Genomic DNA, 14,456 nt, shown 5'->3' with positions numbered 1-14,456 from the left:
ACTGCACTGCGTATGTAACACATGGGCCGACATGAGCGACGCGACATTTACCTTCCGAGTTGAAGAAGAGTTGAAGGCGGCTTTCAGCGAGGCTGCGAAAGCGCATGATCAAACCGGTGCGCAGTTGCTCCGGGCTTTCATGCGCGATTATGTACAGCGCCAGCAGGATGCCGCTGACTATGACATGTGGTTTCGCCAGCAGGTGCAGGCCGGTCTTGCTTCAGCCAACGCCGGCAATCTCATTCCTGACGACAACATAGACGCTGAATTCGCTGCGTTACGAGAAGAAACACGCCGCAAACTCAGCGGGCGTTCTTCGTGAAACTTGCCTGGACTCCCGAAGCAAGAGCTGATCGACGCGCCATCTATATTTACATCGAGGCCGAGAATGCCTCCGCGGCAATCGCGCTGGACAAGCTCTTCGCCAAACGGTCGAAACAGCTCATCACCCATCCAATGACGGGCCGATCCGGCCGCGTGTCCGGGACGCGAGAACTCGTCGTACACCGAAACTATTTGCTGGTTTATGACGTCGCCGGCGAGACGGTGCGCATAATTCGCATCCTGCATGCCGCACAGCAATGGCCGCCGAACGATTTTCAGCCGACTTCGTAGCTCGGCCTTAATTCTCAATCGTAAAACGCACCCTGTCGGCGGCGAAACGGGAAATCGAATATTGCACAGGGATATTATCGAGATCCGCATTCAGCGCCTGAGTGACAAGAACAATGGCGCCCGGGGATAGCTGTAGATCGGCAAGATCGCCGTCGTCGGCATGTGTCGCGGTAATCTCGGTGACGACGCGGACGTAATCGGGCACGCCAAGCTCCTTGAATGCCTTGGTGATCGAACCGGTTGTCCGATAGACCTCCGCGATATTGCCGAAACGATCCGCCGGAAACCAGCTGGTGGCGCGCGATACAGGCCGATGGTCCGCCTGACCCAGCGTCTCGAGCCTTATCAACGGCGTTCCCGTCCTGACCTTGAGCTGTTTGGCCAATTCAGTGCTGGCGGCCTCTTCGCCGGATGCAAGCAAGACGCTGCGGGTTTCGCGCACCTGATCGCCGATCCCTTGCGAAAATCGCGTACGTCTCGAAATCGGAAAACTCAGCCGCTCCTTGCGCTCGATCAGCGTCCCGCGTCCCTGCACGGCCCTGACGATGCCTTCCTGGGCGAGTGCTGCCAGCGCGCTTCTGATCGTGTGCCTGTTAACGCCGAACTGCAGCGCCAGCGCCGTTTCTGGCGGCACCATGCCCGTCTCGTCGAAGTCGCCGTGATTAATAGAGGTGCGAATGCGGTCGGCAATCTGCCGCCAGAGCGCCACGCCCGTCTGCCTCTGTATCTTCTGCCCTGCCATTTCGCCCACTCGCCCTGTCACACGCTTGTCACGACTCGCTAATAGATATAAACATATCTTGTATGGTTGTCTATATCAATAGACATTTAAAGGAAAGCGCGATGAATTCAGCACAAAGGCAGGAAGCGGCCGCACAGGAGCGTCGTGAACGCAAGCGCGTCGCCGATCTCTTGGCGCAGGCAGAACGCGACGAGCTAGAGGCGGCCTGGGAAGCATTGCCGAGCAAGCCGACAGTCCAACCGGTGCGCGGCCCCGAGACCGGGCTCGTCATGGTGCGCGGCCGCATCGGTGGTGGCGGCTCTCCGTTCAATCTCGGCGAAGTCACGGTGACACGCGCTACCGTCCGGCTGGCATCCAACACGATCGGCCATGCGCATGCGCTCGGCACAGATCGGGAAAAGGCCCGGCTTTCGGCCATCTTCGATGCACTCTGGCAGCAATCGGCTACGAAAGAGTTCGTCGAAAAGGCGATCCTGCAGCCCGTGACCGATCGTATCGAAAACTATGATCGCAAGCGCGCGGAAGAGACGGCGGCGACCCGCGTTGATTTCTTCACCATGGTTCGCGGAGAAGATTGATGAGCCTTTCCAGCACGCCAACCTTCGGCAATGAGGCCCTGACCGGCGGTTTCACCGATCCGGTTTTCGACGCACAGAGTGTCTTCAAGATGACGATGGACGCCATGGCGCGCCCGGGCACCCTGCAGACCATTACCGCCGACATTGCGCCGCCGGCTCCGCTCGGCATCGCTGCCGGCGCCATCGGCCTGACCCTTTGCGATCACGATACGCCGGTCTGGCTGTCCAATAGTCTTGCGCGATCCAGCCTGCCGGATTGGTTGGCGTTCCATACCGGCGCACCCATCATATCCGAGCGGCTGGAGGCACATTTTGCCTTTCTTGAAGCTGGTATGGCGCTTTCCTCCCTCAGCCAGTTCGGCATCGGCACCCAGGAGTATCCCGATCGCTCGACGACGATCGTGCTTGAGATCGAAAGCCTCGAAGGCGGCAAGGAACTGGCGCTGACGGGTCCGGGCATCAAGGATATCACCATGATCGCACCGATCGGCCTGCCGGATGCGCTGCTGCGCATCTGGAACGACAATCGCGCCCTCTTCCCGCGCGGCGTCGACCTCATCCTGACGGCGGGCCGGCAATTCCTCTGCCTGCCGCGCACCACCAAGATCATCGCGACGGAGATGTGACGTATGTATGTTGCTGTAAAGGGCGGTGAAGCCGCTATTGCCAATGCGCACCGGCTGCTGGCCGACCGCCGCCGCGGCGACCGCTCGCTGCCGGCCATTGGCATCGACCAGATCGTGGCGCAGCTAGCGCTCGCCGTTGACCGCGTCATGGCCGAGGCCTCGCTCTATGACCGTACGCTGGCCGCACTTGCCGTTCGCCAGGCCCGCGGCGACATGATCGAGGCGATCTTCCTGCTCAGAGCCTACCGCACGACGCTGCCGCGCTTTGGCTACTCCCAGCCGCTCGACACGGCAGCAATGAAGATCGAGCGCCGCATCTCCGCGACCTACAAGGACTTGCCCGGCGGCCAGCTTCTCGGCCCGACCTTCGACTATACGCACCGCCTGCTCGACCCGAGCCTTTTGACCGACGAACCTGTCGACGAGCCGATGCAGCGCCCGGCCGAAGACGGCCGCGTCATGCGTGTTTCCGAAATCCTCGATCAGGAAGGGCTGATCGAAGGCGACGGCGCCATGCCCGTCGACCACGAGATCGGCGACCTCACGCGCGAACCACTGGAATTTCCGATGACCCGCGATCTTCGCCTGCAGGCGCTGGCCCGCGGCGATGAAGGCTTTCTGCTGGCGCTCGGCTATTCGACGCAGCGCGGTTACGGCCGCACCCACCCCTTCACCGGCGAAATCCGCATCGGCGAAGTGGAGGTCGAATTCGACGTACCGGAACTCGGCTTCGCCGTCTCGCTCGGCCGCATCCAGGTGACCGAATGCCAGATGGTCAACCAGTTCAAGGGCTCGGCCAAGGCGCCGCCGCAGTTCACCCGCGGCTACGGCTTGGTCTTCGGCCAGAGCGAGCGCAAGGCCATGGCCATGTCGCTGGTCGACCGCGCACTGCGCGCCGAGGAACTCGGCGAAGACATCGTTGCGCCGGCTCAGGACGAGGAATTCGTCATTTCCCACTCCGACAACGTGCAGGCGACCGGCTTCGTCGAACATCTGAAGCTGCCGCACTATGTCGACTTCCAGGCCGAACTCGACCTGGTGCGGCGCATGCGCCGCGACTTCGAGGCCGCTCGCGAAAGCGGCATGGACCCCATGACGGAGGCAGCCGAATGACCGAACTCGCCACCTACAATTTCGCCTATCTCGACGAGCAGACCAAGCGGATGATCCGTCGCGCCATCCTGAAGGCGATCGCCATTCCCGGCTATCAGGTGCCCTTCGCCTCGCGCGAAATGCCGATGCCCTACGGCTGGGGCACCGGCGGCGTGCAGCTGACGGCAGCGATCATCGGTCCGCAGGACGTGCTGAAGGTCATCGACCAGGGTGCCGACGACACGACCAATGCCGTCTCCATCCGCGCCTTCTTCCAGAAGGTCGCCAATGTCGCCGTCACCACCCGCACGGACGAGGCGACCATCATCCAGACGCGCCACCGCATCCCGGAGGCCAAGCTGGGGCCTAACCAGGTGCTCGTCTACCAGGTACCGATCCCGGAGCCGTTGCGCTTCCTCGAGCCCCGCGAGACCGAGACGCGTAAGATGCATGCGCTTGAGGAATACGGCCTCATGCATGTGAAGCTCTACGAGGATATCGCCCGCAACGGCCGCATCGCCACGACCTACGCCTATCCGGTCAAGGTCGCCGGCCGCTACGTCATGGACCCATCGCCGACGCCGAAATTCGACAATCCGAAAATGCATCTGTCGGACGCGCTGCAGCTGTTCGGCGCCGGCCGCGAAAAGCGCATCTATGCCGTGCCGCCCTACACCGAAGTCGTCAGCCTGGATTTCGAGGATCATCCCTTCGAAGTACAGCGCTTCGACAAGCCCTGCGCGCTTTGCGGGGCCGAGCAGGTCTATCTTGACGAGGTGATCCTCGACGACAAGGGCGGACGCATGTTCGTCTGCTCCGACACCGATTTCTGCGAAGACCGTCGCGCCCACGGCCATATCGGCTCGATGCTGGCACCCAACCAGGAGGCTGCCGAATGAGTGACTTACCCCTTCTGAAGGTTAAGGACATCTCGAAATTTTATGGTAGCCGCATCGGTTGCCGCGACGTGTCCTTCGAGCTCTGGCCCGGCGAAGTGCTCGCCATCGTCGGCGAATCCGGCTCCGGCAAGACGACGCTGCTCAACTGCATCTCGACACGGCTGCTGCCGACGACGGGCAGCGTCGAATACCACATGCGCGACGAGACCTATCGCGACCTGTTCCGCATGAACGAGGCCGAGCGCCGCTTCCTGATGCGCACTGACTGGGGCTTCGTGCACCAGAACCCTGCCGACGGCCTGCGCATGACGGTTTCGGCCGGCGCCAATGTCGGCGAGCGGCTCATGGCGATCGGCAACCGCCACTACGGCAACATCCGCAACACTGCCATCGACTGGCTGGAGCGGGTCGAAATCGACGCCGACCGCATCGACGACCAGCCGCGCGCCTTCTCCGGCGGCATGCGCCAGCGCCTGCAGATCGCCCGCAACCTCGTGACCGGCCCCCGCCTCGTCTTCATGGATGAGCCGACCGGCGGCCTCGACGTGTCCGTGCAGGCCCGCCTGCTCGATCTGGTGCGTGGCCTCGTCAACGATCTCGGCCTTTCGGCCATCATCGTCACGCACGATCTCGCGGTCGCCCGCCTCCTGTCGCATCGCATGATGGTGATGAAGGACGGACAGGTGATCGAACACGGTCTAACCGACCGGGTGCTCGACGATCCGCGCGAACCCTATACGCAACTGCTGGTCTCTTCGATCCTGCAGGTCTGAGGAACAAACATGGCAACCCCACTCGTCGTTTCCGAAGTCTTCAAAAGCTTCACCATGCATCTGCGCGACGGCATTCGTCTGCCCGTCGTCGCCGATGTCTCCTTCTCCGTCGCATCAGGCGAATGCGTCGTGCTCGGCGGCCCGTCCGGCATCGGCAAGAGCTCACTGCTGAAGATGATCTACGGCAATTATGCCGTTGATAGCGGCCAGATCCTTGTCACTCACCGGGACAGGATCGTCGATCTTGCAACCGCCGACCCGCGCACTGTGCTTGAGGTCCGTCGCCAGACCATGGGCTATGTCAGCCAGTTCCTGCGCACGGTGCCGCGCGTCGCCGCCATCGATGTCGTTGCCGAGCCGTTGCTGGCGCGCGGCGTGACCGTGGACGAGGCCAGGGCTAGGGCGGCCGAGCTGCTGGCACAGCTGAACCTGCCCGAAGAACTCTGGCAGCTGCCGCCCGCCACTTTCTCGGGCGGCGAACAGCAGCGCGTCAACATCGCCCGCGGCTTCATTACCGACCACGCCATCCTGCTGCTGGACGAGCCGACGGCGTCGCTCGATGCCCGCAACCGGGCCGTCGTCGTTGACATGATCGAGCAGAAGAAGGGAGCCGGCGTTGCCCTTCTCGGCATCTTCCATGACGAAGAAGTGCGCGAGGCCGTCGGCAGCCGCATTCTCGACGTCTCGCAGTTCTCGCCGCGGAAGGCCGCCGCATGAGCCGCCAACTGGGCGAGACGCCCTTCATCAGCCCTTCGGCGAGCGTCAATAATTCGACGCTCGGCCGCTATACCGAGGTCTCCGACCGCTGCCGTATCGATGAAGCCGAGATCGGCGACTATTCCTACATCATGCAGGATGGCGCGGTCTGGTGCGCGACGATCGGCAAGTTCGTCAACATTGCCGCCGCCGTGCGCATCAACGCTACCAATCATCCGACATGGCGCGCCACGCTGCACCATTTCACCTACCGCGCCGCCGACTACTGGCCGGATGCCGATATGGAGACGGATTTCTTCACCTGGCGGCGCGACAACCGCGTTGTCATCGGTCACGATGTCTGGATTGGCCACGGCGCGACCGTGCTGCCCGGCGTGACTGTCGGCAATGGTGCCGTCATCGGCGCCGGTGCCGTCGTTTCCAAGGACGTCGCGCCCTACACCATCGTCGGCGGTGTGCCGGCCAAGCTTATTCGCGAGCGTTTCACGCCCGAGGTCGGCGCGCGCATGGACAAGCTCTCATGGTGGGATTGGGATCACGATCGCCTGCGTACGGCGCTTGCGGATTTTCGCGCCCTTTCGGCGGAGGAATTTCTGGATCGCTACGCCGCCTAAGGACGCTTTCCGCCCAAGCCGGGCTTGCACGAGACCGGCGGCCGCTTCAGCCTCAGGCGATCTGTCTAGCCCGAATTAAGGAGGCCTCTTAATGGCAAAGCAATTTTCCAGCGTTGACGACCGGCTGCGCGATTTCATCGCGCGGCAGCATATCTTCTTCACGGCGTCCGCGACATCGGAATCCCGGGTCAATGTTTCGCCGCGCGAAACGTTATGCCTGCGCATCATCTCCCCGAATACCGCCATTTATCTCGACCGCACCGGCAGCGGCAACGAGACATCGGCCCACATGAAGGCCGACGGGCGGCTGACGATCATGTTCTGCGCCGTCGAAGGGCCGCCGATGATCCTGCGTCTCTACGGCCGCGGGCGGATCATCCATCGATCGACGCCCGAATATCGGGAATTGCTGCACGATCACTATGCGGGCGAAGAGCCGCTCGGCGCACGGCAGATCGTATGGCTGGACTTCGATCTCGTGCTGACCTCCTGCGGCTTCGGCGTACCGCTGTTTTCCTATGAGGGCGAGAGGCCGAGCCTCGACCAGTGGGCCAAAGCCAAGGGTCCTGATGGCATTGAAGAATATCGGCGCGAGAAGAATAGCTTCAGCATCGACGGCCTGCCGACAGGCATGTTTGACGGCTAAACTTAGCGGAAAGCCCTCAGCCGGCTAATCTTGCAAAAACGACGGGAATTGTAACAGCAGTTACATAAAACTGACATCGGAGCTTCATGAAGCGGGACTAATCGGTTGCCTTGTGATTGGCGCCGACCCCGTCGAAACTCCCTTCGAGGCAGGGGCATGCGCCCATTCTTAGCACCGGTACCGCTGAAATTTCTGCAGCCCGGCAGCCGCGAAAGGGAAGCACTATGTTCGAACTCAGGAATGTCTCGCGCCGGTTTGGAAACAAGCTCGCTGTCGATTCCGTGACTTTGGACATACCGCAAGGACAGATGGTCGGCGTCATCGGCCGTTCCGGCGCCGGCAAGTCTACCCTGCTGCGCATGATCAATCGCCTCGCCGATCCGAGTTCCGGTTCCATTCATTTCGCCGGCACCGAGGTCTCGAAGCTCAGCGGCCGCGCGTTGCGCAGCTGGCAGCGCGATTGCGCCATGATCTTCCAGCAGTTCAACCTCGTGCCGCGCCTCGACGTGCTCACCAACGTCATGCTCGGCCGGCTGAACCAGCGTTCGACGGTACTGAGCCTGCTGTCCGTCTTTTCCCGTGAGGAACGCATTGAAGCCATCGCGGCACTTGAGCGTCTCGGCATCGAGCAGACGGCCCTGCAGATGGCCGGCACGCTTTCGGGCGGCCAGCAGCAACGCGTCGCCATCGCCCGTGCCCTGATGCAGCAGCCGAAGATGATGCTGGCCGACGAGCCAATCGCCTCGCTCGATCCACTGAATGCCAAGATCGTCATGGATGCGCTGCGGGATATCAACGAGCGTGAAGGCATCACCGTCATCACAAACCTGCATACGCTGGATACGGCGCGCAATTACTGCGAACGCATCGTCGGCATGGCAGGCGGCAAGGTCGTGTTCGACGGCAAGCCGACCGATCTGACGGCAGCCGCCGTCAAGGAAATCTACGGCACCGATAAGGACGGCGCCGGCATCGATGAGACCATGACATCGACATCCATCAACATCGCCGATCCGGCCGCGCAAGCCGCGGCGACTGAATCTGCCGGCCCGCAACCGCTGGCACTGGCCGGTCTCTGAGAGGGACGGCCGGGATCGAAGGCCCGCGTCAAGGGCGCATTTCTTCTATCAGACCGAAGACATCCGGGGACACCGGTTAATCAGGAGACGAACCCATGTTGAAGAAAGCACTCTTTGCCGCTACGGCGCTCGTTGCGCTCGCAGTCGGCGCTGCTGCCAACGCAGCAGACCTCAAGGAATTCCGCATCGGCATTCTCGGCGGCGAAAACGAAGCCGACCGCCTGCGCAACTACGCCTGCCTTTCCGACCACCTGAAGAAGGAATTCGGTTTCGAGAAGGTTTCGCTGTTCCCGGCCGCCGACTATAACGGCGTTATCCAGGGCCTGCTCGGCGGCACGCTCGACTTCGCCGAACTCGGCGCTTCCGGCTACGCAGCCGTCGCCATCAAGGACCCGAAGGCCGTTACCCCGATCCTGACCACGCAGCAGACCGACGGCTCTACCGGCTACTACTCGATCGGCCTCGCCCTCAAGTCTTCCGGCATCAAGACGATCATGGACGCCAAGGGCAAGAAGCTCGGCTACGCCGACCCGGACTCCACCTCGGGCTACCTCGTTCCCCTCACGCAGATTCCGAAGACCACCGGCGTGCCGAACGACAAGTTCTTCGGCTCGACCCAGTTCAACGGCGGCCATGAAAACAACCTGCTCGCCGCCTATGACGGCAAGGTCGACGTCGCTGTCGACGATTCCTCGGGCGTTGGCGATTTCAAGGACGGCTTCACCTCCGGCACCTTCCGCAAGGAAGTCGACAAGGGCGCCGTAGATCCGAACAAGCTCGTCGAAGTATGGCGTTCGCCGCTGATCCCGAACGGCCCGCTCGTCGTTCGCAACGCTCTCGGCACCGAATGGCAGGCGAAGCTGACCGACTTCTTCATGAAGCTCCCGACGGCCGACGCCAAGTGCTTCAACGCCATCGAAGGCGGCGACTTCAAGGGCTACGTCAAGGTTACCCCGGACTTCTACAACGCCGTCATCGACGTTCGCAAGGCTGCCATCGGCGGCTGATCCGCATCCCGATAATTGGGCGGCCGGCAACGGCCGCCCTTTTGCTATTCACAGAGGCTTGACTTCATGACGATCGCCGATACGCACCCGAACATGCAGAGCGCGCCACAGAGCGCCAAGGAGATCGGCGACGCCTGGAGCAAGATGGTGGCCAAGCGCCGCCTCTACACCGGCATCGGCCTCGTGATCCTGCTCGTCGCCTTCGTCAGCTCCGTGCGCTTCGCCGACGAAAACAACGCCGGCCATTTCTTCGACCGCCTGCCGCATCTCTTCGATTTCCTGAGCTGGCTCATTCCGAAGGACTGGTCCGACGTCTATCGCGCGCTCTTCGACCTGCCGAGCCCGAACGGGGCCAATGGTGCCGGCGGTGAGGAGTTCAATTTCCCGCTCGGTCGCGTCTATGTCTGGGGCAATTTCTATATCCCTGAATATTTCGAGCTGATGATCATCACGATCAACGTAGCGCTGGTATCGACCATCATCGGCGTCGTCTTCGCCGTGCCTTTGAGCTTCTTCGCCGCCCGCAACATGTCGCCATCCAATCCGATTCGTCTGGTGACCAAGCGTATCATGGAACTTCTGCGGGCTTTTCCCGAGATCGTCATCGCCGGCTTGTTTTCGGCGATCCTGTCGATCGGTCCGATCGCCGCCATCATCGCCGTCGGCCTGCATACGATCGGCGCGCTCGGCAAGCTCTTCTACGAAGTGGTCGAGAACATCGACATGAAACCGGATGAGGGCATGCGCGCCGTCGGCGCGAGCTGGAGCGAGCGCGTGCGCTTCGCCGCCCTGCCGCAAGTGCTGCCGAACTTCATGTCCTACGCGCTGCTGCGTCTGGAGATCAATGTTCGCGCCTCCACCATCATTGGTGCTGTCGGCGGCGGCGGCATCGGCGAGGAGCTCAAACTTGCGATTTCACGCGGTTTCGGCGCCAAGACATTGGCGCTGGTGTTGCTTCTCTTCCTGACGATCATCGCCGTCGACCAGTTTTCCGCATGGCTCCGCCGCCGTCTCGTCGGCGAGCATGCCTTCCTTTTGCAGCATTGAGGTTGACCATGTCCGTCATCGACGCCGGCCGTATGCAGGAAATCGAAGCGCGCTATCCGGAGATCCTTCACCGGTCCCTCCGCCAGCGCTTCGGCGCGCTGATAATCTTCATCGGCGTCGTCCTCTACGGCATTTATGCCGTGTGGTTCTTCGATCTGCCGAAAGTCATTTCGGAAGCACATTGGGAGCGCGTCGGGATCTATCTTAGCGAATGGGTGAGCTATGACGTGCAGCCGGAATTCCGCATCTCCGGCGACAAGATCACCATTAAGTATCCGCGCTTTTCGCCTTTGGGCGACAATCCGCATCCTGACTGGGTCAAGACCAACCCCGATGGCAGCATGACCGTTTCCGTCAGCGGCACGAGCCGCACGGTAACCGTAACCAAAACGCAGGCTATCGTGACTGCGCACGGCATTACGATCCCGATCGATATCGCCGGCGATGCGCCGAAGATCATCGGCTCCGAGCCCGTACCCAGCTGGATGACCGTCTATGACGACAACATCCTGGTCAATCTCGGCTTTGCCGGCGATGCCAGCATTTCCACTGATCGCGTGAAGATCCGCAAGCGCTTTCTTGGCTGGGCCAACTTCGTGTTCGACACGCATTCGCCCTTCTTCGACAAGCCGGCGAGCGAAGTCATCAGCCTCATCGTTTCGGGGCCGCGGCTGGACCCTGCCCAGTCCAACCTCTCACTGGCCTTCGACAATATCTGGAACAATGGCGCGTGGCAGCATGGCGACGTCTGGACCAAGCTGTTCCAGACCATCGTCATGGCGTTCCTCGGAACACTCCTCGGTTCGCTCGTAGCCTTTCCGCTCGCCTTCCTGGCGGCTCGCAACATCACGCCGAACCGGCTGCTCAACCAGATACTGAAACGCCTCTTCGACTTCCTGCGTTCGGTGGACATGCTGATCTGGGCGCTATTCCTGACCCGCGCCTTCGGCCCCGGCCCGCTCGCCGGTAGCGGCGCGATCTTCCTCACCGAGACGGGTACGCTCGGCAAGCTCTATTCCGAAGGCCTGGAGAATATCGACAACAACCCGCGCGAGGGCGTGAAATCCACCGGCTCGCCGACCATTCTCGTGCATCGCTACGGGATCATGCCGCAGATCGTTCCAGTCATCGTCAGCCAGACGCTCTACCAGTGGGAGTCGAACGTGCGCGGCGCGACCATCATCGGCGCCGTCGGCGCGGGCGGTATCGGGCTCAAACTTTGGGAAGCGATGCGCACCAACGCGAACTGGGAAAACGTCGCCTATATGGTGCTGTTGATCCTGATCGTCGTCTTCCTGTTCGATGCTGCATCCAACGCCTTGCGTTCGCGGCTGATGGGTGCGCGAGCGAAATAAAAAAGATCGGGAAAAAATCGTTACGCATCATCATTCTGTCACGGGAATCCGGTAGCGCAGGCTGGCAAGACCGCAGCGGTCAAGCTGGCTTTAGCCGGATTCGGACCGTTGCTGCCTTGCTGCTCTTGCGGTTTGTCGCAAATCACCCAACAGTGTCCCGCGCAGCCGATTTTTCCAAGGAATGCAGCCTTGCGCTATGCTCTCTATTTCACGCCGCCCAAAGAAGATCCGTTGACATCGCTTGCCGCCCGCTGGCTGGGTCGTGATGCATTTTCGAATGAGATTTTTTCCGACAAGGCCATGGCGCCGCTGCCGGAAGGTCATGCCGAACTGACGGCCGATCCGCGCCGCTACGGCTTCCATGCCACGCTGAAGGCGCCGTTCGAGCTAGCCGCTTCGGTGACCGAGCGAGATCTCCTCGATGTCGCCGCCGAATTCGCCTCGCAGACCAAGGCTTTCACCATTCCGGAGCTTGTGCTTGGCCAGCTCGGCCATTTCTTCGCGCTCGTGCCCAGCACCGTTTACGAACCGTTACAAGATTTCGCCTCGCGCGTCGTAAAAACCTTCGAGCCTTTACGCGCACCGCTTTCGGACCATGACATCGCGAGGCGCAAGCCGGAAGGCTTGACGGAGCCGCAGCGCGCCAATCTGCTGCGCTGGGGCTATCCTTATGTCAATGACGAGTTCCGTTTCCACATGACGCTGACCGGTCGGGTTCCCACGGAGCGTCAACCCGAACTACAGGAAATTCTGCGCCATCGCTTCGCCGAACATACCGGCAAGCCGCTCGATATTTCCGGCCTCGCCGTCTTCGTCGAAGAAGAGCGTGGCGCTCCCTTTACCGTCCGTTCCTGGCTGCCGCTTGCCGGCGCCTAATATGAAAGAGCCGATATGATCAAAGAAACCGTCCTTTCCAACGCCCGCATCGTCCTCGAAGACAAGATCGTCGAAGGTTCCGTGCTGATCCGCGACGGTCGCATTGCCGGCATTTCCGAAGGCAAGTCCGATATCGGCGAGGATTTCGAGGGCGATTATCTGATCCCCGGTCTGGTCGAGCTGCATACCGACCATCTGGAGGCACATTATTCCCCTCGCCCGGGCGTTCGCTGGAACAAGACGGCGGCGATCCAGGCGCATGACGCGCAGATCGTCACCTCGGGCATCACGACGGTATTCGACTGCCTGCGCATGGGCTCGGACGAAGACGGTGGTTTCGAAAAGGGCGAGATGCGCGATATGGCCGATGCTATCCAAGCCGCTCAGCGCGAAGACCGCCTGCGCGCCGATCACCTGATTCATCTGCGCTGCGAAGTCTCCTCCGACAACGTGCTCGACCACTTCCAGGATTTCGAGAAGGACCCTTACGTCCGCCTGGTTTCGCTGATGGACCATGCGCCGGGCCAGCGCCAGTTCCAGACGATGGATCAGTACGTCTTCTACTATCAGAAGAAGCGCGGGCTCAGTGACGAGGCCTTTGCCAAGTTCGTTGCCAAGCGCCAGGAAGAATCGGCGAAATATGCCACGCCGCATCGTGACGCGATCTCCAAGGTCTGCGCCGAACGCGGCATAACAGTTGCCAGCCACGACGACGCGACGCTTGCCCACGTCGACGAAGCCATCAACTACGGCGTTCGCCTCGCCGAATTCCCGACCAGCATCGATGCCGCCAAGGCCTCACACGGCGCCGGCATGAGCGTGCTGATGGGCGCGCCCAATATCGTGCGCGGCAAGTCGCATTCGGGCAATATCGCCGCCCGCGATCTGGCCGAACTCGGCGTACTCGATGTACTTTCCTCCGATTACGTGCCGCTTAGCCTGCTGCACGCCCCCTTCATCCTCGCGGACGAAGTCGAGGGTATTTCGCTGCCGCAGGCGATTGCCATGGTGACGGCGACGCCGGCAAAGACGGTCAGCCTCAACGACCGCGGCCGCATTGCCGAAGGGCTGCGGGCGGATCTCGTGCGCGTTCGCCGCGATCACGGCGTTCCGGTTACGCGTTCCGTCTGGCGGGAAGGACGCCGGGTGGCATGAGCGCAAGCGCCAATCTCGAGCCGGCTAATCTCGGCCTGACGGATGCGACAGCGGGCACGCTCGCCGTCGTCGTCGGCCCGAGCGGTGCCGGCAAGGATACGCTGATGAATCTGGCCGCCCGGCATTTTGCCGGCCGACCGGATGTCCACTTCGTTCGCCGCGTCATCACGCGCGACGGCGATGCTGGTAACGAGGACCACAGAAGCGTTTCCGAAGCGGATTTCGATGCGATGGAACAGGCCGGCGCCTTCGCCGTCTCCTGGGAAGCGCACGGCCTGAAATACGGCATTCCGGCCGACGTCTTCGATGAGCTTGCACAGGGCAATCTGGTGATCGCCAATGGCTCACGCTCGGCGCTGCATCACTTCCAGAGCGCATTTCCACGTCTGAAGGTCATCAACATCACGGCGACACGCGAAGTGCTGGCCGCGCGGTTGATGGCGCGCGGACGCGAGAGCCGCGAAGACGTGCTGAAGCGGCTGGAAAGAAGCTCGCTGACCGTCGAGGGCAGCTACGACGTCGCCGATATCGACAATAGCGGCACGCTCGAAGAGGCCGAGCGCGCCATTATTTCGGTGCTGGAAATGCTGATCGGCAAATAAGAGTATTTAAGCTGCCCAATCTCGCCCTTGGCG

The 14,456-nt window shown here is 61.7% G+C and carries 18 protein-coding genes; 17 read left to right on the top strand and 1 reads right to left on the bottom strand.

Annotated elements, in window-relative coordinates:
* Positions 1-31: 31 nt before the first annotated feature.
* Positions 32-322 (top strand): hypothetical protein, encoded by a 291-nt coding sequence (locus FHX05_RS08075; RefSeq protein ID WP_112338480.1) that lies wholly within the window; start codon positions 32-34, stop codon positions 320-322.
* Positions 319-615: a type II toxin-antitoxin system RelE/ParE family toxin gene (locus FHX05_RS08070; RefSeq protein ID WP_112338481.1), complete on the top strand. Its 297-nt coding sequence runs from the start codon at positions 319-321 to the stop codon at positions 613-615. Before FHX05_RS08075 ends, FHX05_RS08070 begins: the two co-directional genes overlap by 4 nt.
* 7 nt (positions 616-622) lie before the next feature.
* On the opposite strand, the gene phnF is transcribed toward FHX05_RS08070, so the two are convergent.
* Positions 623-1,357, bottom strand: coding sequence for a phosphonate metabolism transcriptional regulator PhnF (gene phnF / locus FHX05_RS08065; protein WP_183871240.1), 735 nt, complete (start codon positions 1,355-1,357; stop codon positions 623-625).
* Positions 1,358-1,458: 101 nt separating this feature from the next.
* Between phnF and phnG the strand changes: the two genes are divergently transcribed.
* From phnG to phnN, 15 genes are all read left to right on the top strand, one after another.
* The gene (gene phnG / locus FHX05_RS08060) at positions 1,459-1,935 is read left to right on the top strand and encodes a phosphonate C-P lyase system protein PhnG (protein ID WP_183871239.1); all 477 of its coding nucleotides are present in this window, start codon (positions 1,459-1,461) and stop codon (positions 1,933-1,935) included.
* Positions 1,935-2,561, top strand: a complete 627-nt coding sequence (gene phnH, locus FHX05_RS08055) for a phosphonate C-P lyase system protein PhnH (protein ID WP_183715571.1) — start codon at positions 1,935-1,937, stop codon at positions 2,559-2,561. The genes phnG and phnH overlap by 1 nt, the downstream gene beginning before the upstream one ends.
* A gap of 3 nt (positions 2,562-2,564) precedes the next feature.
* Complete coding sequence (locus tag FHX05_RS08050) at positions 2,565-3,674, top strand: carbon-phosphorus lyase complex subunit PhnI (protein WP_183871238.1); 1,110 nt, start codon at positions 2,565-2,567, stop codon at positions 3,672-3,674.
* On the top strand, positions 3,671-4,552 hold the full coding sequence (locus tag FHX05_RS08045; protein WP_015338362.1) for an alpha-D-ribose 1-methylphosphonate 5-phosphate C-P-lyase PhnJ: 882 nt from the start codon (positions 3,671-3,673) through the stop codon (positions 4,550-4,552). Before FHX05_RS08050 ends, FHX05_RS08045 begins: the two co-directional genes overlap by 4 nt.
* Positions 4,549-5,325: a phosphonate C-P lyase system protein PhnK gene (gene phnK, locus FHX05_RS08040; protein ID WP_069610919.1), complete on the top strand. Its 777-nt coding sequence runs from the start codon at positions 4,549-4,551 to the stop codon at positions 5,323-5,325. The genes FHX05_RS08045 and phnK overlap by 4 nt, the downstream gene beginning before the upstream one ends.
* A 9-nt stretch (positions 5,326-5,334) precedes the next feature.
* Positions 5,335-6,042, top strand: a complete 708-nt coding sequence (gene phnL / locus FHX05_RS08035) for a phosphonate C-P lyase system protein PhnL (protein ID WP_183871237.1) — start codon at positions 5,335-5,337, stop codon at positions 6,040-6,042.
* Positions 6,039-6,656 carry a DapH/DapD/GlmU-related protein gene (locus FHX05_RS08030; protein WP_112610716.1) on the top strand — a complete coding sequence of 206 codons (618 nt, stop codon included), beginning with the start codon at positions 6,039-6,041 and terminating at the stop codon, positions 6,654-6,656. The genes phnL and FHX05_RS08030 overlap by 4 nt, the downstream gene beginning before the upstream one ends.
* 91 nt (positions 6,657-6,747) lie before the next feature.
* A complete protein-coding gene (locus tag FHX05_RS08025) occupies positions 6,748-7,302 on the top strand; it encodes a pyridoxamine 5'-phosphate oxidase family protein (RefSeq protein WP_183871236.1) in 555 nt (184 codons plus the stop codon).
* A 224-nt stretch (positions 7,303-7,526) separates the two neighbouring features.
* Positions 7,527-8,381, top strand: a complete 855-nt coding sequence (gene phnC, locus FHX05_RS08020) for a phosphonate ABC transporter ATP-binding protein (protein ID WP_132721042.1) — start codon at positions 7,527-7,529, stop codon at positions 8,379-8,381.
* Positions 8,382-8,476: 95 nt separating this feature from the next.
* Complete coding sequence (phnD, locus tag FHX05_RS08015; protein WP_112610712.1) at positions 8,477-9,388, top strand: phosphonate ABC transporter substrate-binding protein; 912 nt, start codon at positions 8,477-8,479, stop codon at positions 9,386-9,388.
* Between the two features lie 66 nt (positions 9,389-9,454).
* Complete coding sequence (gene phnE, locus FHX05_RS08010; RefSeq protein WP_183871235.1) at positions 9,455-10,435, top strand: phosphonate ABC transporter, permease protein PhnE; 981 nt, start codon at positions 9,455-9,457, stop codon at positions 10,433-10,435.
* A gap of 8 nt (positions 10,436-10,443) precedes the next feature.
* Positions 10,444-11,790, top strand: a complete 1,347-nt coding sequence (gene phnE, locus FHX05_RS08005; RefSeq protein WP_183871234.1) for a phosphonate ABC transporter, permease protein PhnE — start codon at positions 10,444-10,446, stop codon at positions 11,788-11,790.
* A gap of 189 nt (positions 11,791-11,979) precedes the next feature.
* A complete protein-coding gene (locus tag FHX05_RS08000; RefSeq protein ID WP_112412807.1) occupies positions 11,980-12,666 on the top strand; it encodes a DUF1045 domain-containing protein in 687 nt (228 codons plus the stop codon).
* Positions 12,667-12,681: 15 nt separating this feature from the next.
* On the top strand, positions 12,682-13,821 hold the full coding sequence (locus tag FHX05_RS07995) for an alpha-D-ribose 1-methylphosphonate 5-triphosphate diphosphatase (protein ID WP_183871233.1): 1,140 nt from the start codon (positions 12,682-12,684) through the stop codon (positions 13,819-13,821).
* Positions 13,818-14,423 carry a phosphonate metabolism protein/1,5-bisphosphokinase (PRPP-forming) PhnN gene (gene phnN, locus FHX05_RS07990; protein WP_183871232.1) on the top strand — a complete coding sequence of 202 codons (606 nt, stop codon included), beginning with the start codon at positions 13,818-13,820 and terminating at the stop codon, positions 14,421-14,423. The genes FHX05_RS07995 and phnN overlap by 4 nt, the downstream gene beginning before the upstream one ends.
* Positions 14,424-14,456: the final 33 nt, after the last annotated feature.

Source organism: Rhizobium sp. BK491, assembly GCF_014194925.1.
GTDB lineage: Bacteria > Pseudomonadota > Alphaproteobacteria > Rhizobiales > Rhizobiaceae > Rhizobium.
Note: the sequence above shows the minus strand (reverse complement) of the source record. Positions and strands in the feature narration are given on the sequence as shown.